The organism is Anabaena sp. TISTR 8404 (assembly GCF_056847745.1).
Genome location: NZ_CP180578.1, coordinates 718,695 through 742,627, shown reverse-complemented (window position 1 = coordinate 742,627; position 23,933 = coordinate 718,695). Strand labels below are relative to the sequence as shown.

17 protein-coding genes are annotated in these 23,933 nt (G+C 37.7%); 1 reads left to right on the top strand and 16 read right to left on the bottom strand.

What is annotated here, in order from left to right; genetic code table 11:
• Window positions 1-46: 46 nt before the first annotated feature.
• From ACMX3D_RS03220 to ACMX3D_RS03180, 9 genes are all read right to left on the bottom strand, one after another.
• Window positions 47-766: a CIS tube protein gene (locus ACMX3D_RS03220; RefSeq protein ID WP_482750046.1), complete on the bottom strand. Its 720-nt coding sequence runs from the start codon at window positions 764-766 to the stop codon at window positions 47-49.
• Window positions 767-810: 44 nt separating this feature from the next.
• Window positions 811-3,876 (bottom strand): hypothetical protein, encoded by a 3,066-nt coding sequence (locus tag ACMX3D_RS03215; RefSeq protein WP_482750045.1) that lies wholly within the window; start codon window positions 3,874-3,876, stop codon window positions 811-813.
• A 69-nt stretch (window positions 3,877-3,945) separates the two neighbouring features.
• Window positions 3,946-4,446 carry a phage tail protein gene (locus tag ACMX3D_RS03210; protein ID WP_482750044.1) on the bottom strand — a complete coding sequence of 167 codons (501 nt, stop codon included), beginning with the start codon at window positions 4,444-4,446 and terminating at the stop codon, window positions 3,946-3,948.
• 5 nt (window positions 4,447-4,451) lie between these two features.
• A complete protein-coding gene (locus tag ACMX3D_RS03205) occupies window positions 4,452-4,598 on the bottom strand; it encodes a hypothetical protein (protein WP_482750043.1) in 147 nt (48 codons plus the stop codon).
• Window positions 4,599-4,607: 9 nt separating this feature from the next.
• Window positions 4,608-6,968 carry a PstS family phosphate ABC transporter substrate-binding protein gene (locus ACMX3D_RS03200; protein WP_482750042.1) on the bottom strand — a complete coding sequence of 787 codons (2,361 nt, stop codon included), beginning with the start codon at window positions 6,966-6,968 and terminating at the stop codon, window positions 4,608-4,610.
• A gap of 79 nt (window positions 6,969-7,047) precedes the next feature.
• Complete coding sequence (locus ACMX3D_RS03195) at window positions 7,048-7,395, bottom strand: hypothetical protein (RefSeq protein ID WP_482750041.1); 348 nt, start codon at window positions 7,393-7,395, stop codon at window positions 7,048-7,050.
• 6 nt (window positions 7,396-7,401) lie between these two features.
• Entirely contained in the window at window positions 7,402-7,893 is a 492-nt protein-coding gene (locus ACMX3D_RS03190) for a phage tail protein (protein ID WP_482750040.1), read from the bottom strand.
• Window positions 7,894-7,972: 79 nt separating this feature from the next.
• Window positions 7,973-8,440: a phage tail protein gene (locus ACMX3D_RS03185; protein WP_482750039.1), complete on the bottom strand. Its 468-nt coding sequence runs from the start codon at window positions 8,438-8,440 to the stop codon at window positions 7,973-7,975.
• Window positions 8,441-8,541: 101 nt separating this feature from the next.
• Entirely contained in the window at window positions 8,542-10,200 is a 1,659-nt protein-coding gene (locus tag ACMX3D_RS03180) for a phage tail sheath family protein (RefSeq protein WP_482750038.1), read from the bottom strand.
• 376 nt (window positions 10,201-10,576) lie between these two features.
• On the opposite strand from ACMX3D_RS03180, the gene ACMX3D_RS03175 reads away from it, so the two are divergent.
• Window positions 10,577-11,914, top strand: a complete 1,338-nt coding sequence (locus ACMX3D_RS03175) for a Pvc16 family protein (RefSeq protein WP_482750037.1) — start codon at window positions 10,577-10,579, stop codon at window positions 11,912-11,914.
• Window positions 11,915-12,006: 92 nt separating this feature from the next.
• Here ACMX3D_RS03175 and ACMX3D_RS03170 read toward each other — a convergent pair whose 3' ends face one another.
• From ACMX3D_RS03170 to ACMX3D_RS03140, 7 genes are all read right to left on the bottom strand, one after another.
• Window positions 12,007-12,864 carry an eCIS core domain-containing protein gene (locus tag ACMX3D_RS03170; RefSeq protein WP_482750036.1) on the bottom strand — a complete coding sequence of 286 codons (858 nt, stop codon included), beginning with the start codon at window positions 12,862-12,864 and terminating at the stop codon, window positions 12,007-12,009.
• Window positions 12,865-13,091: 227 nt separating this feature from the next.
• A complete protein-coding gene (locus ACMX3D_RS03165; protein ID WP_482750035.1) occupies window positions 13,092-14,222 on the bottom strand; it encodes a hypothetical protein in 1,131 nt (376 codons plus the stop codon).
• A 225-nt stretch (window positions 14,223-14,447) separates the two neighbouring features.
• The gene (locus tag ACMX3D_RS03160; protein ID WP_482750034.1) at window positions 14,448-15,149 is read right to left on the bottom strand and encodes a hypothetical protein; all 702 of its coding nucleotides are present in this window, start codon (window positions 15,147-15,149) and stop codon (window positions 14,448-14,450) included.
• Between the two features lie 62 nt (window positions 15,150-15,211).
• Window positions 15,212-17,218, bottom strand: a complete 2,007-nt coding sequence (locus ACMX3D_RS03155) for an ATP-binding protein (protein ID WP_482750033.1) — start codon at window positions 17,216-17,218, stop codon at window positions 15,212-15,214.
• Window positions 17,219-17,335: 117 nt separating this feature from the next.
• Complete coding sequence (locus ACMX3D_RS03150; protein WP_482750032.1) at window positions 17,336-20,005, bottom strand: COG1470 family protein; 2,670 nt, start codon at window positions 20,003-20,005, stop codon at window positions 17,336-17,338.
• Between the two features lies 1 nt (window position 20,006).
• Complete coding sequence (locus tag ACMX3D_RS03145; protein ID WP_482750031.1) at window positions 20,007-22,325, bottom strand: hypothetical protein; 2,319 nt, start codon at window positions 22,323-22,325, stop codon at window positions 20,007-20,009.
• Window positions 22,326-22,592: 267 nt separating this feature from the next.
• Window positions 22,593-23,774: a DUF4159 domain-containing protein gene (locus ACMX3D_RS03140; protein WP_482750030.1), complete on the bottom strand. Its 1,182-nt coding sequence runs from the start codon at window positions 23,772-23,774 to the stop codon at window positions 22,593-22,595.
• Window positions 23,775-23,933 lie beyond the last annotated feature (159 nt).

Sequence of the window (23,933 nt, the reverse complement as noted above, 5' to 3'; positions counted from 1 at the left end):
AAAAATTATTGTGATATTGAAGAAAATTTGTAGCTAATTGTGGGATTTATTTTCTCTTGGGACTTGCTTTACCTGTTTTTGGTTTTGGGCTTGTTTTAGCTGCCTTAGAATTTTGTCCTGTTTTATTACCATTTTTTTTGTTTCTGCTTGCCGGAGTATCAGATTGACGAGTTGTTTTATTGGGAGCCGGAGTCGCAAGAGAAGCGTTAGGTTTAGGTTCATCAGCTTCTTTGAGAGTTAAGCCTTCAACCACAGCACGTACTGGCGTACCATCTGGTAAAAACATTGTTAGTTTGTAGTCTAATTTTTCGACAAAACAACGCCGTAAATACTCTTTACTTCCCCAACTAAATGTATATATAGGTGGGCGTTCTTTGCCTTGAACAAATTCAATCGCTTTTTTAAATGGTTCGATATATTTTTCTACTACGTCTAAACCATCTTCATAAGTATCATAGATAATTTTATTAATGACTATCTTGTCAGCTTTTGTATGAGAAAAACTAACTTTTGGTTGTCCCTTTGCTTGAGTACGCGCCCCTGAATTTTCTGATGTTTCAACAATTCTGTGAAATAATAATTCAGTGGGATTGAACATGAAATTTATAGGCGGAACACCATCTTGAGATGTTAGTTTAGCTTTAACCAGATTACCTAACTGGTTTGGCTGTTGTGCAGGTTGATTAGCTTTTTGTGCAGTTTGATTGGATTTTGGTGCTCGCTGACTTTGCTTTTTTGCAGCAGTATTAGATTTTTGTGCTGGCATAAATTTACTTAATAAACTTTGCTACGAGTATAAATTTACGAATGTTATCTTCTTGTGTAGTAATGACCTTGTAGCTCTTGTTCTATTTCTAGCCGTCTGCGAATTGTGAGATAAACTTCATTACTTAAAACTTGTAATCTGCTATTTAATAGAGGAACCTCATTCATATCTTCTACTGTACCTACTTTGCCAATTTCAGAATTAGCTGTATTAGATGCTGAACTGTAATGAGTATAACTTCCATAACTAGAAGTAAAGTTGCTTACCCAAAGTGGATAACCTACACGCTTATTACTTAGTCTTTCTTGTTCTAGAGTTAATTTTTCTCTTAGTAAACGATAAATATAGTGAGATAGAAGTTCTATTTTTTCATCGTTGATATGAAAGTCTGAAGAACCAGCAGCTTTAGGTTGATCAAGCAAAAGAGAATTACTTGATAAAACTTCAGATTTAAATTCGTATTTAATTTTATTATTTTCTTGTGTTGATTTTTGATATTTTTCTAAAAATTTAGGAACATTTGCCCCTAGATTTAGGCTATTCTCAATATATTCTTTATTACTAAAGTTGTTTTTTTCTAAAATGTAATTTGAAGAATTTAATTCTTGTAAATTCTTATTCTGTATTAGATTGTCATTGCTACTAAAAGCGTAGTAACTATTTTTCTCTGGTGCGGATGTTTGATTTAGTAATTCAGCAATACTAGACCATACTTCAGGCTGAGTCGTATTATATGTGCTATTATTACTATTTCCATCTATGTTATTTCTTGAGTTATCGATGTCTTCTAAATAACTACTAGAGATAGTATGATTGTTTGATTGGTTAAAATCAAAATATTCGTTTTGTTGCTGTTCTATAAAATCAGTAACTAAACTAGAAACAAAAAAGTCTGAATTTTGGGCTAATGGCAATGATTGTCCCAAAGGATTGATGATTGGTAAACTTAGGTTATCTTGACGAGTTTGAATAGGGCTTGATTTGTCGTCTAACGTTTCTGATAACTTCAAATCAGGTTGATGCGTAGTTATTGATAAATCTGTGTCAGTTGGTGATAGAGTAACCTTTTCAGATTTTACATCTGAGTGCGATTTTTCTAGTTGTAGTTGAACTACATCAGTATTAGTTAATAACGGAAAAATAGGTTCAACCTTTACTGATGATTCTGGTTTTAATTGTGTAGCGATCAAGTCTACATCAGTATTACTTGATGATGTAGAAACAGGTTGAACTTCTACTGGTGTTTCTGGTTTTGTTTGCGTAGCGATCGCCTCTACATGAGTATTGCTTATTGATGCAGCAACAGGTTGAACTTCTACTGATGTTTCTCGTTTTGGTTGGGTAGTGATCGCAATTTCATCAGTATTAGTTGATGATGGATAAACAGGTTCAACTCCTGCTGATAGTTCTGGTTTTGATTGCGTAGCGTTTGCTTCTACATGAGTATTGCTTGTTGATACAGCAACAGGTTGAACTTCTGCTGATGTTTCTGGTTTTGGTTGAGAGGCGATCGCCTCGACATCAGTATTAGTTGAAGATGCAGCAACAGATTCAAATTCTGCTAATGTTTCTAGTTTTGGTTGCGTAGTGATCGCAATTTCATCTACATTGCTGAATACTGGAGGAACAGGTTCAATTTCTGCTTGTGTCTCTGGTTTTGGTTGAGAAGCGATCGCCTCGACATCAGTATTAGTTGATGATGGAGAAACAGTTTCAACTTCTGCTGGTGTTTCTGGTTTTGGTTGCGTAGCGATCGCCTCGACATCAGTATTAGTTGATGATGGAGAAACAGTTTCAACTTCTGCTGGTGTTTCTGGTTTTGTTTGCGTAGTGATCGCCTCTACATGAGTATTGCTTATTGATGCAGCAACAGGTTGAACTTCTACTGATGTTTCTGGTTTTGGTTGGGTAGCGATCAAGTCTACACCAGTATTAGTTGATGATGGAGAAACAGTTTCAACTTCTGCTGGTGTTTCTGGTTTTGTTTGCGTAGCGTTTGCTTCTACATGAGTATTGCTTATTGATGCAGCAACAGGTTGAACTTCTATTGATGTTTCTGGTTTTGGTTGGGTAGCGATCAAGTCTACACCAGTATTAGTTGATGATGGAAAAACAGGTTCAACTCCTGCTGATAGTTCTGGTTTTGGTTGAGTAGCGCTCGCCTCTACATGAGAATTGGTTGAAGATGTAGAAACAGGTTGAACTTCTACTGGTGTTTCTCGTTTTGGTTGCGTAGCGATCGCAATTTCATCAGTATTAGTTGATGATGGATTAACAGGTTGAACTTCTGCTGATGTTTCTCGTTTTGGTTGCGTAGCGTTTGCTTCCACATGAGAATTGCTTGTTGATGCAGCAACAAGTTGAACTTCTACTGATGTTTCTCGTTTTGGTTGAGAGGCGATCAAGTCTACATCAGTATTAGTTGATGATGGAAAAACAGGTTCAACTTCTGTTAATATTTCTGGTTTTGGTTGAGTAGCGCTCGTCTCTACAGCAGTATTTCTTGACGATTTAGAAACAGGTTGAACTTCTACTGATATTTCTGGTTTTGATTGAATAGCATTTGCTTCTACATCAGTATTGCTTGTTGATGCAGAAACAGATTCAAATTCTACTGATGTTTCTCGTTTTGGTAAAGTAGCATTTGCTTCTACATGAGTATTGCTTGTTGATGCAGCAACAGGTTGAACTTCTACTGATGTTTCTCGTTTTGGTTGTGTAGCGTTTGCTTCTACATCAGTATTTCTTGACGATTTAGAAACAGGTTGAACTTCTACTGATATTTCTTGTTTTGGTTGCGTAGCGCTCAACTCTACATGAGTATTAGTTGATGATGTATTTGGTTTTGTATCTGGATTATATTCATCATTTATATTATTGCTATCATCAGTTATAAGATTTGCATCATATTCTGCTATTACTCCATCAAAATATAATAGTTCTTCTTGACTTGAAAATAGCGGTGACAAAAATGCTGTTGTTCGCAGTTTGTGTCCTAAAGGACTTAATTTATGACCTAAAGGAGGTAAGGGGTGTAGTGATGGCAATTTCTGACAAAGACTGGATTTTATCAATAAATGTTCTTTATAATCAAACTGGTCAAATGGCATAATTGTTAACCGAATACAGAAGAATAATCTTATTAACTACTAATCAAAAGCTATTATCGTAGCAAAATATTAGGTAATAAAATAACCAGAAGTATGTCGGTTACTAAGATTTATCGCACCGCCACCACCTGATTTAGCAATTTTTATGCCTTCATAAGTTAGTGTCAATTCTTCAATGGCTGCTGTACTACCAGAAGCCTGTAATGTTGGTGCTTTCCAAGCAATAGGAACAGCAGCAATTAGTGTCCAGCATTGCATAGTTTCGCCTGCTTGGTTAAAAAGCAAAATGTTCACGTTACGGCGTTGTATTTTAGTTTGACTGATCCATTCCCAAAAAGCCATATCATCCGTTATTCCTCGCTTGAGGATAACATCAGAAAACTTTGGTTGACCGAGGATAACTCTTTGTTGTTCATTAACGCCGCCTTCAGAAAATACTTCTTTATTGATTGTGAATCCCAAACCAGAACATTCACTAAAAGAAGCAGTCACATTACTTTGCATTTCTACATAAAAGCGATTAGCTGTTACGTAATTTAGTTCATAATTAGTGCTATTATTTTTGACCATGATAATTATATCCTGTAGTTTCTAGAGTGATCGCGTTGGATACGCAAATCTTGCAACATTAATTCATAAACTTTATTACTTAACTTTTGAATTAATAATCTTTCTTGCAAAATTTGATTTGCTAACTGAGTAATCTTAGAGTTTTCATTCATAATAGATTTTTAATTACTGCTTGATTTTTTGGGGACAAGTCCAGCTTCACGAAGTAAATCTTGTCCTTCATCAGTTTGAAGTATGTCAGCAAACTTAGATGCTGCCAAAGAAGGTGGAGAATTTTGTGGCTTATTGGGATAAACCACTGTCACAGCATAACTAAGGGGATAAATGTTATTAGCAAAAACATTAGTATTTGGATGATAACTGCCTTTGTCATTGCATAAATCAGTTTTTGGGTTTATATCCTTGCCGTTATTTTGAACTAAAGTTTGTACTTCTCTAGCAGATTCACCTAGACTTAAAGGATAAACTGAACATTGACCAAACACTTTACTAAACAATCCAAACCCAATTCCACCATTAATATTATTTTCAAAATCACCTAGTATTGGGCTTCCTAGGGTTTCTCTTGTTTCTTGTTGAGTAATATATCCATTATTAATTAATCTTTCAAAAAGCTCAATTTCTTCTGTACTATTTCCAAAGACTTCTTCTTTGAAGCGATTAACTACATCTCTTTCTTTTGGAATATAGAGTTTTACTGGTAAGTTTGGTAATTTCCTATCAATTTCTTGCCAGTTAGTTATTTTACCAGTATATAGTTTTCGCAATTGTTCAAAAGTAATTTTGCCCTTTAAAGCTTCAGCTATGCTTCCCTGTCGCAGGGAATCACTAAAAGGTACAAATATTACTATGCCATCATAAGCAATAGTTTGAGTTTTAAAATCTGTCCCCTCAAATTCATTAGGCTCATTAACTGCTAGATTTGTAATTAAAAAACTAACTTTTTGATTTCGCAGTGTTTTAGAAGCTTGTTCGATGGATGACTCAGGCTGATAAGTCAGCCTTAATTTCATACCACGTTCTTGAAGTTCTTGTTCAAATGTTTTACCAAAAGCAACTACACTAGTACGCTGATTTTTGTTTATATAATATAAAGAATCCCATGAGCCTTCAGAGATTGCGGCTGTATAAATAAAGTTGCCGTTTGGTAGATTGCCTATATCTGATATCTGAGAATATTCATTCTTTGGTTGTTTAACTGTTGGGGCTATATTTTTTCTAACTACTAGGAAGGATACAATTCCTATAAAACTAATAGTACTAAATACAATAGCCAATATAATAAACTTGAGGAATTTTGAATTATTAACTATGTATTCTTCTTTCGTATCATCAATTAATTGTGCATCTTGTTTTTTAGAAGATGTGGGTATATATGGTGATGCTAACAAAGATTGGCGGGCTTGTTCTGCATTAGAGAAGAAAGATTCAATTCCTAAAAGACGTAGAATAAATAAATTTAAAGCTTCATCTGTTTTATTTACTGTCCATATCTCATTTTGTAAATTCATTAATGGATAAGTCTTATTTATTGCTTGGCCTATTAATAGAGAATAGCTAATATAGCCTAAGTCTTTTAAATCTTCTATAAATGAAGGGGTTATTGATGAATTATTATGTGCTTGAAATAAATTTTCCCAAAGAGCTAAATCTCGGACATAAATAAAAAATTGTGGAGTTTCTACTAACGAATTTTGCTCATTCACAACAATGAGTAGAGTATCAAGAGAGAGGTTTCCATGAGGTAAGCCGTAACGTACTTCGCCATTTGGTAAACGTACTCTTTGGTTGTGGAGAAACCACAGAGTTTGTAAGACTTGTTTTAAGAATTCACGAACCTGTTGAGAGGTCATAGGGTTATTTTCTAGATAATCTCTGAGGGTAATGCTATTTTCAACAGGTTCGCTAATGAGATAACAACGCTTTTCATCTCGTGGCGCGATCGCATCCCAAGGAACTATCAAGCGAAAATCTTGTCCGCCGCCGTTCTTGAGATTAATATTAGCTAGTTCTTCAAAACTTTCCTTACATTGTCTAGCTTCTTTTTGATTAAACTCTGCTTCAGGTAGTAAGTATTCTTTTATCAAAACAAGTTTATTATTAGCAACTTGAATTCCTTGATAAAAACGCACTCTATCTGATTGCTTAAAAGCTTGTTTACTAATAACTCGATACCTTCCCCTTCTACCTCGTATCTCATCATTTATTTGCAGAGGTGGAATTTCAATTTGAATGTTTGGTTGCAATGCTAATCGTGGAATAGTCTGACTTGCTACCCCAGGATATTGATTTGTATCGTTAATTTGCCGAGAGTCTACAATAGTTACTCTAGGAGAATTACCTGTTAGGACTTGATTTTCTGATTGTTGATTGTTTTGATTAACAGGAATTTCTATTTTTTCGTATTCTTCTTTTAATCGTCGCTGCATAATCATAGAAGCATTAGCAACTGGATAACGAATATAGTTAGTAATTTCTCTAGCTTTAAGACTAATTGAGTTAACTAGCTCACTTAATTTCATTAGTCTTGCTCTCCTTTAAAATATATTGTCTGGCTGTTATTGATTGATTTGTATAAGAAATAACAGCCAATTAAAAAACTTAGTTTTCTATGGTTACAGCTTCAGATTTAAGACTGATCATTTCTGCCTCTTCATCTTCTTCTAATTCATTAATCTGACGGTAGAAGTGATACAAATAGTTGAGATCAGCAGCAAAAAGGTCTTCGATGATTGTAGGAGTAACTTCTTCTAACGCTCCTAAACAGGTAATAACACGAGAAAGAATAATTACAGTAGAATATGCAGGATTTGACTTGACACGAGGGTCGCGTAAGGGAGCAATTTCGTCCATTGCCTTAGCTAAACGCATTACTCCAATGCAGTGTAAGTTGCCATCGTTGTCAAGATATCCTTTAGGTAAAGTAAACTCAAATTCTGTTTGTAACATATAAATTTATTTGTCGCGTGTGAACATTTCAACCGCTATTTCCATTTCTTCTATTTCCACTTCTGTACTATGGGAAATGAGATCACTAGCTTTATAACTAACTGGCCAAGCACCACGAAATTGAAATATTGCCTGTTCTTGACCTGCTTGATTGTAAATAGTCAAAGAACCATCACGTAATTGTTTTGCCCAATTTCCTTTTTGAACTTCTTCAAACCATTTCCACAAAGTCACAGATTGAGTCATTCCACGACTCAAAATAATATTGTTCGCTTTGACATTTCCTGGAACTTTAGTTCGCACCATTAAACCTGATTTAGCCTGACCCCAACGTAAAGGAGTAACTTCACAAACTTCTATAACATCTTGGCTACTTTTAAACCCTTTACATTCTAAAAAGTAAGCATCTACTGGTTCAGCACTACCATCAAGTTTTAATTCAATATAAAAACGCGAACTTGTGAGTATTTCAGGAAATCTTTGAATTAAGTTTGGCATTTCATCTCCAAAGTAAGGAAGTAGGAATTAGCAAGTTGCTGCTGATTTATCATTTCCTACTTCCTAAATTTCTCAATAATTACTGTATACGTTTGATACCTTCATGAACTAAAGTAATAGTTTCATTTGCCACATCATTAGAGCTTGCTTCTAGCTTTGGCCCTTCATATTTTGTGGGATAAGCATTTTGCAATTCCCAACGTGCTTTCATTGAACCGGCTTGGTCATATACAGTGATAGAAGAAGCTTTACGATTTGAAGTCCACTGTGATTGACCACCTTCGTTCTTATTACAATTTTCGTACCACTTATAAAGGTCTGTATTAGTGGTTGCTACAACTTTGACGGTAACAGGAGTAAATTTGACACGAGTAGGCGCAGCTTGACGTAAGTTAACGGCACTTTTGCCTGAGCCTAATACTTTATCACCCCCGGCGGCTGGATTTTCGGCACTTAAACCGGAAACTTCGAGAATTTGTTTGTCTGTTAAACCATCAGCTTCAAAGTAAAACCTACAACTAACTAACAATTCATCTGTTGCTGCCATAATTCAACTCCAAAGTTTTAATTTTTGAATTACAAATTGTGTTATTTGTCATTAGTCAAACTCTTAGGAATGACTAATGAAAATATTTGCAATGAGTGCTTTTATTCTTCGTCTTTACCAGTCCATTGACTGATACGGAAGACAACAAATTCTGCTGGTCGGACAGGACAAACTCCAACTTCTACATACAACCGACCCAAAATCATGGTGTCAGGTGTGTTGATTGTTTCATCACACTTGACATAAAACGCTTGTTCAGGACTAGCACCAAACAATGCACCTTCTCGCCAAATACGTTCTAAGAAGTTGCTAACGGTGCGTCGTACTCTCGCCCATAAATCTGCATCGTTTGGCTCGAACACTACCCATTGAGTACCAAGCTCGATAGATTTTTCGATGTAGCTCATCAGACGGCGAACGCTAATATAACGCCACTCGGTCTTTTCTGGTTCTACTAAAGTTCTAGCACCCCAAACTTTGATACCTCGGTTGGGGAAGGTACGGATACAGTTAATACCTTGAGGGTTCAACAATTCTTGTTCGCGGAAGTTGCAGTCGTAAGCCAAACCAATGACACCACGAGGAGTTTCGTTAGCTGGCGCTTTGTATACACCTCTAGTTTCATCGGTGCGCGACCAAATCCCCATCATGTGACCACAAGGAGGTACAAGAATTGGTTTGCCATTTTTGCGGGGGTTGGGAACTTGCAACCAAGGATAGTACACAGCCGCAAACATAGAGCGACGTTGAAAGTCATTCCGTAGCCAATCACTTACCTGTTGCGGCTTGATTTTGTCGGGTGGTGTATCTAAAACTACCATACGGTTTGGGGGATTAGGTGCGGAGTTTTCGCACAAACCAACCATAAGTTCCATAATGCCGTGAATCTGATCTTCATCGAGCAGACCAGCTTGGTAAGCTCGCATCAAGTCAGGACAAGCAATTATGGTGACTTCATCAATTTCAAATAGCCCTTGAATACCTCTGCGGTCGTTGCGATCGCCTTGGACATATCGCGCTAAATTTTGTTGTGTAGGTAAAATTGGCGGTGGACTAACTTCAAATTGACCATCTAAAGGACGACGAACTAAAGGCAGTCCTTTTTGTGTTAGGTCTTGAACATTAACATATTGAGATTCTTGCAGTGCTGTGACTACATAAGTTCCTACTTCTGACTGGACATTCCTATCCATTGTCAGATTATCAAACTTTTCCAGCTGTTCGCCATTGCGCTTCACCGCCACTGAGAAAAACTCTGCTGGTACTGGTGCAGGAGCATTTTCGTCAGTGGGTGTGCTGGTTTTCGGCTCACTTGGCGAAATTTCGATATTAACTGAACCTTGTTCTATTTCTTCTGGTTTGAGACTAAATTGCAAAGAATTACGCTTGCTATTTGTCTTGAGTGTCAGTGCAGTTGAGTCTGGGCCTGGCTGAGTAGTTTCTTGGGCTGGTTTTGGTAACTGAGTACCAATACTAACTACCCAACAACGAGCGCCACCATTCAAAAACCAGCCGTTAACAGCAAAAGGTAAGTAAGCATCGAAGTCTGTATAACCGTCAGAATTTTCTTTAGCAAAATATTCTTGGTACTGGTTCCAACTAGTAACTAACATCGGCTTGCCGATTTCAGCACCATTGCGTATTGCTTCGCTAAAGCCAACAAAGGCTGCTATGTTGGTTTGCACCCCTTCTATTGGGCGACTACCACGATCAATTTCTTCGACGTATACACCAGGGGCAAAGTAATCAAGTCTTGGCATATATGGTCTTCCTTAAATGGACTTATGCAGGTAGTGAGAAAGCATTTTATGGATGTAATAACAGACCATACACAAAATTTCCGTTGAAAATTGATATTTTCAAGTTATCAATGGTCTGATTATTACTACTGAAAGGTTAATAGTTTTAGGTAAATTTGACTTATGCAGTTATCTCTGAATAATCTTTTATATTTGATAAAAATTAAATATAAAATGCTGAATTAATCTCTAATGCAAGTTGAATCAGATTTTTTACTGCATAAGTTCAATTAGTAAAAATCTATTTAAGGACTAAAAGATATTATCTGTATTTTTGATGAGGAATCTACCACCTCAATATGCGTAATTAATTTATAGGTAATAAACATAAAGCATTATGAGCAATTATCTGGCGATCGCCACTGTAACTGCAACTTTACGCAGAATCGTTCAAGCGGCTATTCAAATAGATGTACCGGGAGCGAGAGTCACTACAGTTAAACCAGACAGTTCTGGAAGTAAAACACCAGAAGTAGGGGTTAACATTTTTATGTATCAAGCTACGCCTAATCCAGCTTGGCGAAATTATGATTTACGCAGCCGTCGCCCCAAAGGAGAATTAATTAAACACGCCCAAGCTGGGTTAGACCTTTATTATTTGATGAGTTTTTACGGTAACGAAGTAGAGTTAGAACCTCAACGCTTGCTGGGTAGCGCTGTGCGTACTATTGTTGACTACCCCATCATCACACCAGAGATGATTCGAGAGACTGTGAATAACCCTACTTATAGCTATTTGGCAGATTCTACTCTAGAACAGCAAATAGAAAGAGTAACGATTATTCCCAGCATGATGGATATAGAAGAACTGTCAAAAATTTGGTCTGTATTTTTCCAAACTCCTTATATATTATCTTTTGCCTTCCAAGGTGGCGCAGTATTAATTGAAGGTAATAAAACTAGTGGTAGACCTTTACTGGTAAGACGTGTAGAATTTTACACTACACCTAATCAACCACAAATATCACAAGTAGTATCAGAAACCGGAGCAAATCAGCCGATTTTAACTACTAGTAATATTGTTATTCGCGGTCAGCATTTAGATGGTGATACTCCTTCCCAGTCATTACGAGAATCTTCTCGCCAAACATTGCGTGAATCTGTAGCACAAGTAACGCGCGATCGCATTCAAGTTAAAATTGGTGATGCCAAACTAACTCCACATCGAATTAGTAGTAATGAAATCAAGGTAGAGTTATCCTCATTACAAGCAGAACAAACTCGTTGGTTGCGGTCTGGCGTACAAAGTTTGCAAGTATTACATACCATTCCCAAAAGAATGCGATTTGAACCAGAACTAGCCATTGGTTCTAATGTTGTGCCATTCGTATTGTGTCCAACAATTCTAGATATAGAAATTCAAGAAATAGCAGATAATAGAGATGGATTTTATACAGCACAATTAAGACTAGAAGTAGATTTAACTGTGGGTATCGGACAGCGCGTAGTATTGTTTTTGAATGAACGAGCATCTACTCCTGCTGCTTATATTTTTGCTGCTAAATCTCGCAGTGAAGACACGAATTTAATTACATTTCCCATCTATGAAGTTAAGCGGGGAGAGTATTTAGTCAGAGTCCAAATCGATGGTGCAGAAAGCCCGTTAGAGGTAGATACAAATCCAGAGAGCAACACATTTGAGCAGTATGTTAGCCCGATGTTAGTAATTGGATAATTAGGATAATTCATCAAATTTTATTAACTTTTGATAATTGGAAGACAGCGTATAAATTTACGCTGTCTTTAGTATTACTAAGCGTTAGCTATTTAATAATAGCCATCTCCTTGATCCATCATGGGAGGCATCATACCTCCACCGCCACCATGTCCACCACCACCAGTAATTGATCTAAAGAGACCATCACCCATTGCGCCACCGATGCCACTAATTAGACCACCTAATAATAGCGGTAGAAAGCATTGAACAGGTTGGGTACTATTTTGGATTGGTGACGAACTACTTGCAGTTGTGTTACCAGTTGCACCAGGTACTTGCGCGACTTCACCTCTGGCGGCCTTTGCTCCCATTTGATCTGCTTCTGCTTCTAGAGCAGAGTCAGCATTGATAGGAGCGCCCTTACTTTGGGTGGGTACAGGTACTCGTCCGGCTCGTTGCTGCACTACATGAGTGAGTTCGTGTCCTAGCAATGACTGTCCGGAAGGGCTTTCTGGGTTGTATTGTCCAGGGGCAAAGTGAATATTGTTGCCTTGGGTGTAAGCTAAGGCTCCAATTGACTTAGCTTGGACGCTGTTAGTGTGGATGTTGACATCGCCAAAACTAGTGCCGAATGACTTTTCCATTTTGGCCCTGACTGCGCCAGGGATGGAATTACTAGAACTAGGGGATGCAGCCTGAAGTTGCATGGAAGATTGAGCATCTGACTTCATTTGCTCAGGTTCTTCTGCGTGCCGTTGAATAGTATCTGTTGCTGTTTTGGTTTGCATTGTTGCCATCTGGTTCATGCTGTGACCAAAACGTGTTGCCCGATTGAGTTGAGTTTTCAAATCAGGAGATGCTTTGTCTGACTTTTTCTGTACTGTGAACTCGCGACTTTCAAACCCACTGTGCGATGATTGCACAGGAGGCATATTTGCGATCGCTTTTTTTTGAATTTGCTGTTGCATTTGATAACTTACTCCTTTAAACAAAGGTAGTTACTGTTATTTTTCTCAATAAAACAGAAGATTTTTACTGCTGTTTTAAGGTAAAAAGAGCATCAGAAATGGAGATTCTCTGGCTCTAATTGAGAATTGGCAATTCTTGTGATTGTTGCCACACCACATGATGATTAAGTTTGAGATTGATTAAAGATAAATGTGATATTACTGCTGCAATTGAGTAATATCCAAACCTATATTTCATTAAAAAATAAATTTTTTCTTGGATAGAATTTATTCAGACCTATGTCATCTGATACACGACGTAAACCTTGCTCACCAGAACTGACATTTGAGGTTAGTTCAGTGTTATTTGTTTTATCAATTGTAGGCATCGTGGCATTGAAACGTATATTGTGAGGTATACCTGCTTCACGCCCAAACTTATGCCAGCTATGGAAAACTTCCATAGTACGCGCATCGTATCTTCCTCCCTTCACAACTGGATCAAATCCTTGCTGTATCCTGCTATTAATAGAACTATCACCTATTCTTAGATTTCCTGGTGTTGTTGATACTATTTTTTGGGATTTGTCTAAGTAGCTATATCTTGCTTTGTTATCACCTTGTCCAAGTGAGTCATTCCAACTATTTTTAGCTTTTGTTGCGGCTTCTATGTCTTTGTTTGTAATTTGATCAATAAATTTATGTGTACCTTGATTAATCTGATTAGCTTTTTGACTGTTGCCAGCGCTTGTTGCATCCAAATAATTTTTGTTAGCAATCAGCATCCCAGCTTTAATGTTACTGTCGGCAAGAATATGATTCCGACTCATTCCTAGTTGTTTTAGTCCCTTCCTAAGTTCATTTGGTTGCTGTATATTATCCTCCAATTGCTTCATCTTTACAGCACTTGCTTCCATACCATCAACCTGTCTCTGTTCCAAGATTCGAGTAGTTACTGAGTCTGGCATAGACGGTCTTGACTTATTGTTATAGCTGCTTTGTTCTTGTGTCAGATTAAAATTTTCTTGTACTAAAACTTTAGGACTATTTGGTATTAATGTACTGTTTTCTTTACGGCGTTTTTTTGGTGCAGAGCCTCCAGTTCCAGCTCCAATTCTTTTTCTCTTTGCCATCTGAATAACTTCAATGTTGTTACTTACACCTGTTTTTTTAGGCTGTACTGCTTGAGAATTTGAAACATTTGAGGTTTGCATCTGATTTAAATGATGACCGTAACGTTCTGCTTGTATCAAAGATGTCTTCAAGTCTAGCTGCTGTGATTTTTCTGATTTTTTCGGCTGCATCGCAAGCGATGAGCGCTCCTGAAACATTCCTTGCTCTGGCGTAATTGTCGGTTTTTTAGCTTGTCGGCTCTGCATATATATCCCCACTCATATTAATTTATATAGTTATGATGTTTTCACAAAAATATTTGTTGGGTCTTGCTGTTGTTTTATCCAAATTATTAGTGATCGCACTCATTATTTAAATAAATGAAATGAGTAGGTCTGTGATTCCTTGTACCCTATGCCTTTTTCTGTTCATCATTACTGTTTCGTTAGCATTTGCTAACAGCAACAAGTGCTATATTATATTTGCTTATTCTATCTCTTGTCTCTGTAATACTGTTCCGTGAGTATGCGCTGATCTAGCATCCGGTCAGTCATTCCTATCAGCGATTGTCGATATTTATCTGTGTTCTCTACTATATTTTTTTGCATTCTATTACCGCCTGGGCGTGTAATTTGGTTATAAGCGCTTGTATCTACTGCTTGATCGAGCATCGTTTTCAATGCTTGGTTAGCTTCTTGATAGTGAGGGTTTCTGTAAGAGCCTGGTTTAATTTGCTGCTCTAATACATTATCAATTGCACTACTAGCATTTTGCTTTGCATTTCCATATTGGTCTGCATTATTTAATCCATCACTGCTATAGTCTACCTTCTGGTTTCTGTAATTTTGTTCTATTCCTAATCCTGAATGCCAAGGCAGAGGAATATTTAATTTGTTCTTTTTCTCTATGTCTCCTATAAAGTCATTAAAGACATGATCTCCCTGCATTCTAAAAGGCTCTTGTGGGTTAGTAGTGTAGTTTCTTGGCATTAGCTGTACTGCTTGAGGGGCTTGAAAACCTGTGGGTTGCATCTGGTTGAGGTGATGACCGTATTGTTCTGCCTGCATTAAAGATGTTTTCAAGTCTGGCTGCTGTGACTTTTTAGCTTTTTTTGGCTGTACAGCAAGCGATCGCTCCTGAAACATCCCCTGTTCTGGCGCATTTGTCGGTTTTTTAGCTTGTCGGCTCTGCATAGATATACCTCACTCGCAATAATCTATATAGGTGACAGCAAATTTGACTTATGCAGATGCGATTAAACCCAGCCTCTAATCTCGGCATCTGTTAAAGTACGCTCTAATTTGATGTACTCACTCTTGGTTGCTTCTAAAATATGTTTCATTGTCAATACTTCCCCAGCGTCAGCCGCTAAAAACGCTGCATTCAAAGCAATATTACGAATATTTCCTCCCGCCACGTTTAATTGTGCCAATCTCTGAAAATCTAAACCTTCTGTGGGTGTGGCTTTGGGGAAAACTCTGCGCCAAATGTCTGTGCGTGTGGCTGCATCTGGGAAGGGGAACTGGACAATAAATCGGATGCGGCGGAGAAATGCTTGATCTAAGGAGTCTTTGAGGTTAGTTGTTAACACCGACAACCCCCGATAAGTTTCCATGCGTTGCAATAGATAACTAACTTCGACGTTGGCGTGGCGGTCGTGGGAGTCTTTGACTTCGGTGCGTTTCCCAAACAGTGCGTCTGCTTCATCAAAGAGTAAGACAACTCCGCCTAATTCCGCCGCATCAAAAACTCGACGTAAATTTTTCTCTGTCTCCCCAATATATTTACTTACCACTGCACTTAAATCAATGCGGTATAAATCTAGCCGCAATTCTCGTGCTAGTACTTCTGCGGCTGTGGTTTTACCTGTACCGCTAACGCCAGCAAACAGAGAACTAATTCCTAGTCCTCTGCCGCTTTTGCCACCGAAACCCCAATATTGGTAAACCTTTGTGCGTTGTTGCACATGGGCTGCTAAATCTTTGAGGATTTTCATTTGTGCTTCTGGCAAGACTAAATCATCCCAGTCAGCGTTAGATTCGATTCGTTGTGCTAAATCGTCTAATTTAGGGCGGGCTTGGGCGCGACAAGTATCCCAGAGGAGAATTTGAAAATCTTGTGTAGTTTTTGACTCCTGTGCTTGCTGCCACTCACTACGAACTTGATTGCAAGCAGCCTGAATTACTGGCGCACTGAGATTAAATTGCGACACTAAAGCATCTACTTGATGATTTACAGATTGAGCAGTTGTTCCTAAAGCAGCTTGCCAAACTTGGTATTGTTCGCTGGGTGTGGGGCGGCCAATGTCAAAAGCCAGCATGGGACGCAGCCGCGATCGCTTTCTATCACTGGTAGTTAAAATTACTGGAGAACGCAGCCATTCACACAAATAGGCGATCGCAGCTTCTCTAGCTGTATCTGCTGTTTCTAAATCGTCGCAATCTATTAATAAAACACTGCTACCTAATGCTACTTCCCGTTCCCACAGCAGTTTAAACTGGTGCAAATCACTAGTTGTAGTGGGGATACTGTGGGCAGCTATACTGTATAAGTTTTGACCTAAAAATTCACAAGCTAAAGCTGCGATCGGACGTTTACTAGCTACCTCGGTTCCACATAGTTGCAATACAGGTAACTTTAGTAAATCGTTAATGTTTACCGTCCAAGCAGCCACCATCTTGTCTACTAATTCCTGGTGAGATGGTACTAACTCCTCCATAACTGCAACAGGTTCTACCATTCCTAACAAACGCGCATCGAGGTGCTGTACACCCATTAAATAATGTAGTATTCGCTCATCAATCCGCAGCGGACTATTCATTAGTCCATTTCCAGTTTCTACCTCAATTAATCGCCATCGCCGCAGCACTCCAGTAGGACTGAAAGCACTCCAATGTATAGCGTCTAATATCGTTACCGCTAACCCAAAAGTTGGATATGAACGTTCTGCATCCCCACAAGCTGCACCGCAAAGCACAGGAAAACTAGCATCCAGTTCTACACCAGCACACAACAAAAGTAAATCTCGCTCAAAATCACTCAAACCAAAAATCATGCAGATTTCTTCTAAAGCAGTTGGTTGAGAAGCTTCAGCGAAATTTTCTATCGCAATTTCTGGGTTTGGAGTGTTTCTGGAAATAACATCCTCCCCAAGCAAACTCGGATCGATACGCTGCACCAAAGCTTCCCGGAGTTTGGCTAAAGCTGCTGTTAGATAAGCATGATTTTTAGCTTGCCAGTTGTTATTTGCTGCTGTGTTCATGGTTGCGGTGGCATTTCATACCATTTTGGATTTTAGATTTTGGATTTTGGATTGTAGAAGGGTTTACTGGTCAGCTTTTCAGCAATTCATCTGTCACAATCAATTTTCAATTTGGTATTAGCTTTGGGGATCAATTGATGGTGATGGATTTGATGTAGGTGCGGGATTAGATGAAGGAGTGGGTGTCGGTGAAGGTGAGGCAGTTGGTGTTAGTGTCGGCGAAGGCTTTGCAGAAGGTATTGGTGAGGCAGTTGGTGTTGGTTTAGAGGATGGCGAAGTTTTTGCTGGTATTGTTTGTTGAGAAGTATTTACACAAGATGGCAATTTAGAAAGACTAGTTAAAGGCCCTTCTACAGTTTCAATCACTACTGAGCGAGTTTTTTGTTCACCAGCTTTATTCGTTATTTTTAGCGTTACCATTTGGCTATTAGGTAATAGATTAACAGCCAAAGGTAGAGAACCTTTTGGTTTATTGACATCGCCAAAAGGCAGCAATTCTACTTTAATATCTTCCCCATCTTGTACTTGCCAAGCTAGAGAAATTTCGTTTGGTATTTTGTTTTCGCTGAGTTCACAAATAAACTTGGGTTTTGTGGTGACATCTTGACCATTCACTGTGAAGGCAAGAATATTGACGGGTGTTGCTGGTGTGGGTGGTATAGGTAAAATTTTGATTTTAGCTGTGGGTTTAGAAATTTCTGGTATTTCTTTTTTTATTGTGGGTATTGCGGTAAGTTTGAAAGAGTAATTCCCTGGTTGTTTAGCATCGGTAGGGACGTTTTGACAAAGAATATTTTTCTTTGTTAGCATACAGTACCTTTCGAGTTCTCTTGGCAATCTCTTATTATTTAGTGAGTAAACTTTTTCAGGGATGCCAATTGTACCATCATCCATCAAACCTACTAGTTTTAATTCTTTGATGCGGTCAGAATGATTAATTTTCCAGTTGAGTAGTATGGGACTTTTTACTAACCCATTTGCTAATTTAGGTTGATTGTTAGTTTGCGCAGCCGTATTCACAGGCTGAGATGATAAGAAATTTATTTCTTGATAAGCAGGATAAGCAGATGTAAAATCAACAATTTCTGGTAAGATAGGCGGTTTGATGGTAATACTATCTGTAATTTGGTTTGATACAGATTGTTGGGTATTTTGAGCAGAAAAGGCTTCTAATTTAAAGGTGTAATTGCCTGCTGGCTGATTATTGGGAATACTAACTTGGCAGTTTAAAAGGTTTTTAGCTGGAACGTAATTAGTATTAGTAGTTCTGCCTATTAAATTAGGAAAAGAAAACCAAAATTGATTTTGTTTCTGTTTTTGTGTATCTGCTGGGCTAGAATTGGTAACAACATCACACCTTCCCCTATATATAGCAAAATTTTGAGAAATATTCTTGGGTAAGAGAAAGTTTTTCCTATCTATTTCGACGTTACCTTGTAGGCGAGTCAGAGTTAATTTTTGAACTTGTTCATAATTAGCAATTTGCCAATTAAGCGGAATATTTTGATTGTCGCCTTCTTCGTATTCTTTGGCTGGAGTTTGAATTTTAATTATTTGCGGAGATGGTTTTTGACTTTCGATATATTTTAACCAGAAGATGGTTGCTATTGTGGCGATCGCTCCTAAACTTACCAGTGCTAACAACCATAAAATCCATGCAGGGCGTGGTTCCCAAATGATAGTTCCTTCTGGTAATGTTTTAGGTATTCCACAATTCCATACTTCCCCTGTTGCAGATGGGGCGTTTTCTATTTCAATACCAAATTTAAATGTTAAACATTCTCCCCAAAAATGTCTCCGCCACCATTTTTTAGGTTTCGCCTGCAAGATAATTTTTTGCTTTTCTCCTGGTGAGAAATTTATTTGCGAAGGTTGCAAATCATAATTAAAAAGCTTATCTCTGTCTCTGACATTAATAATTAGTTCGCGCCAAATATTTCCTTGGTTCGCTAACTCTAGTTCAAATTCTGCGGCTTCGGATGGTATTTTGCGTTCTAATGGATGCAATTCTACATTTAATTGATCATCAGGCAGAATTTGCAAGTACACCACATCCAACATTACCAAATCTTCTGTATTGCTGGATACTAAGTTGATAGTTGGAAAATAATTTCCGGCGGGTGTATATTGCGGGGGATGTAAAATTAAGGTAATTTCTCCTTTACTACCTGGGTTTAGTTCTAAACCATCGGTTTCTTTAACTAAACCCGGAAGATTTAACCCACTTTCTGGATAGCGGACTGTATACCAATCTCTAGCTAATTCTGCACAATTTAGATAATAACGGTCTACTCTTTTAGAACGGTTTTCAACAGTAACTTTTACTTCTAGTTTTTCTTTTGCTTTTAATAATAGAGGGTTTACTGAATTGGTAAATGGCTGTATGCTATAGGCTGGTTCACTGCCAAATTCAGCATCTTGGTTTGAAGGTAAAACCCGGAGTTGTTGCGGACGACGGAATATTTTCCCAGGATATTGGGCTGCTGCTTCTACTAAAACTTCATAATTATATAAGTCAGGAATAGCTGGCTGAGGTACTTGAAAATTTAGGGTAATTTGTTTAGATTCTTTGGGTTGGATACTTACAGGATTTTTCTCACTAAAAGTACACCAGCGCAGTATTGACTCAGATTTGTTGTCAGTAGCGGCTATCCAAATATCGACATCTGCTGTGCGATCGCCAAGATTTTTTACAATAATAATACGTTTAGCAGTGGAACCCCGTTTAATTTCGTTACTAGTCCCAGGAATATCTTCTATAAATAGTGGATTAGTTGTTACGTTCATTTTATTTCATCTCATTAACGCGATATAGATTGACTTTGTAGCGATCATCACCGCTAGTCACAAGCAAATAGTTTTTAAAACCTTTAATATCAACACTATTGATTTTGGCATCAGATTGCGCTACAACTTTCCAGTCTTTTAGCCATGTATTGGGTTTTTTATCTGGTGATAAAGACCAAAGAATGATTCTGCCATCATCTCCAGCAGTGGCTAAATAACGTCCATCTTGAGTTAATGCAACTGAGCGAATCGGCTGTGGATTATCCTTATCTCTGTGTTGAGCAATAATAGCGTTGTCGCAGGAATTAGGCACAAATCTTGTTGCTAGATTTTGCTGTTTTTTATTTTGAGATTTTTGCAGAATTGATTGATTTTTTTTCTTGTTAATTGCTAAAATTGACCAATTATTAATCCAACATTCACGTATCTTATTAACATCCCATAATGTAAGATAACCAGCATTATCGGAACTAGCTAATATATTCTGTGTTGTGGCTAAACTAGTAATATATTGCTGTTGTCCAAATACAGGTTTTTTTCCTTTTTCCCAGTCCAGCCAGGTATATTTCAGTTCGTAGCTATTTTTATTATTCCAATCCCAAACAGTAATTTTGTTAAACCGTCCAGCAATAAATAGTAGAGGAATGCCAGATTGGTTTTCATTAATAGCTAAGGAATAAATCGTAGCTTTATTGTTAAAATAATCTTGAGGAGTGGCTGGTTGACCAGATTTAATTTTTTCTAAGTCCCACTTATTCACACGACCGCTACCATGACCACTAAATAAGTAGCGACTATTTTGAGTAAACACAATATCAAACACGCGGTCTGCTTTATTAGTAGCCAGATTTTTTATCTCTGTATTGGTGGAAATATCCCAAAGTTTTACCTCGCCATTTTCAAGACCAACTGCCAGCCTATCATTATCTTTAGGGCTTTGACGAATTACTCGTACAGCCTTTTTAGTTTGTTTTTTTTCTGCAATCAAAGGCAGTTTATGTTGCAGTCGTAAAAAATCTAATTGCCAAGGACTATCATCAACTTGCCAGCGACGAATGGTTTCATCACTAGAACCACTAAACACCAAGCTACCATTACCAAAAAAGCGCACCGAATTTACATTGCCTGTATGATAGGCTCTGGGTAATAGCCAATATAGCAATAATGCTAAGAGTAATAAACTTCCGCCAAGAACTTGTAATAAAAAAGGAATAATCGGTCGTACCTTCAGTGTTAAAACTTGAGTATTGGGGTCAGGAAATATTTCTGTACTAGGTTCTTGAGAATTGGGAGAAGTTAAATGAGCAGATACTTCAAATAGAAATCTTTGGGTTAGCCCTAATAAAGGTCGTTGCTTGTTAACTAGCAGTTGTAAGTTTTTAGTTTCACCTGGAATTAGATTAAGATTTTCTGGAATTGTGTGAAATTCCATTTTTTTCTGCTCTACTTCTGGAACAGTAATATTTACATGTTGAGATAAATTACTCAAATTATCAAATGTTAGTTCGTAAGTGGCAAACGGAGATTTTTTACTTCCTTTTGCTGGAATTTGTTTTTCTTTATCATCACAGCTAAATTTGACTAACCCTTCAGGCAAAACTTTGATAATTCCCTGTTCACGAGCAGTATATTGACCACTATCTGACTTAGCATCAATAGAAAATAAATAGTTCTTACTCAGAGTATTTTTAGGTGCTTGGCATAAAAAACGTGCTTTTTGAGCGTCACCTGGTTCTATAGTTAATGTGCGGTTACTTTTTTGATTCATCCAATCAGCATCGAATTGTAACCACTCTGATTCTAAGCCTAAGCAAGTTAGGGTGATTTCTAAAAGTTTAGAACTTAAGTTATAGACTATAACAGGAATTTCTATTAGTTCATCAGGATTAGCTTTAAATTCTTTTATTGGTAACTCAATTCGCAAAGGCCTCAAAGGCTTTTTCAAATTCAGCTTGAGTTTTTGACTTGTATATAAGCTTTCATATTCTACCGAAATTACTTTTAAGATAATGTCGATAGTAGTATCGTAAGCTGGAATAGGAGCTTTCGTAATTTCGAGATGAAATTTAGTTTCACTACCTGGAGGTTTTTTAGCACAAATTTCTGGCTGAACTTTATACCATTTAATTTGATGGTTATCATCTAGTCCTGGTGTTGATAGTTCAACTTGAAAACTCGCAAATTTATCACTTTCGTTGATAACTATGACATCAAACTCATTTTCATCTTTGATATGTATGTCATCAAGAGAAGCTAAATGACTATCGGGTGTGAATTCTAAATTTTTTTTAGAAACTAGAGCTTTGACACTGCCTGCCATAATTTAAAATCACAAAATAATTGATATATAGTTTGCTGTAATATTAGGTATTTTGTTGGGTTGTGCTGCGCTTCACCCAACCTACAATTCTTACTCCTTGATATAACTGTGACGTGAGTTCGATGAACCTCTCCCCAACCCCTCTCCGAGGCGGAGAGGGGCAAAAATATTCTTTCTTTTCAACAAAAAAACTGGGAATTCAAAGCCTCTCTCCTTTCAGGGGAGAGGTTTGGAGAGGGGTTTTTGGCATCAGTCGAACTCACCTAACTATTGCAACCACTGTTGCATTTGCCTTCTTTGCAGGGCAAAGTTCAAAATATTAATGCCTAGTTCTTGTGCGGTGCGAATATCGTTGCGTGTAAGGTTCAAATGATCATCTAATCCCCAGGCGGCTGATAAATCTCCTTCTACTAAAACAACGCCGCCAGCATTTGATATTTGCAGAGATTGTTCATTAATACGAGGTAAAGCGGCAAATAAAAAAGGTTGTGTCCTTAAGGGATGTGTTCGGCTTAATTCTGACCAAGCTTGCAAGGAAATACCAAAGTAATAGGCAATTTGGTTTCTGATATCTCCTGTCAGCATGGTGCTATCTGTAGGAACTTCAATGAGAATTACGCCACCTGTTTGTAAATATTGTTGGCAAATATCGAGTTGTTGCGGCTCTAAATTTAATGCTTGCCAAGCAGTGAGGTAGATTAAGTCATATCCTGTGGGTTCTGACTGCAAACTTATCTGTGCAATTGGTGCAGCTACCTGCAAAGCTGGATACAGCGTTTCGACAGATTTTCTAAAATAAGAAAGATTGTAGTATGTGCGATCGCTCGTGTTAAATAAGGTAGCCATACTTACAACCGCTAGGGGTCTGGCTTTTGCTTGAGTACGATGGCGCAAATCTAACTCACCAATACTCGGAAATAAAGCATCTTGAGGATTTAATATTTGTAATGTCTGCGGATGCAACTGAATGCGACACAGTTCCACCTCTTTTTCTGTGGGTGGAGTCGTTTTTTCATCAAATCGAAACCATTCCCTAATCAAGTCAGAAGTATGTCTTTTTCCCGGATTTTGCGGTTCTACATAACTAACAACTAAATATACAGTTAAAGTTCCTGTAGTCGGAGCAGGGGTGGCAATTCTAAACTTGCGGTCAATCGATGGGTCAACAATAATCGGGTTACCCTCTACATCAATCGCAATTCCTGGTTGAATTTCTAACCAGCGCTGATCTCGAAATCTTGCAGGTGCATCATCTGGTGGCGCAATGACTCGCACACCCAAACCGCAGACTATACCAGGTTCGTTCAGTGATTGATAGTGAACATTTTGCCGATGCCGATGGTACTCGTGTGCTAATTGCCAGCGTTCGGCATTCATCATCAAGCTATTATATACATGAAGACGCTGTAAGGGATTAATTGGTGGTGAAGAATATAGTTGATGAACCATAAAATTTTTGTGCCATATTGGCTTCACTATCTAACAGTGAAACCCAAGTTTTTCAGTTCAATTTTTTATAGATGTCAGGAGAATTAACTTATGCACAATTGGTATTAAAGTTAAAAAGAGCATAAGTTCAAAATTCTGGCATCTATATATTTGCTAGAG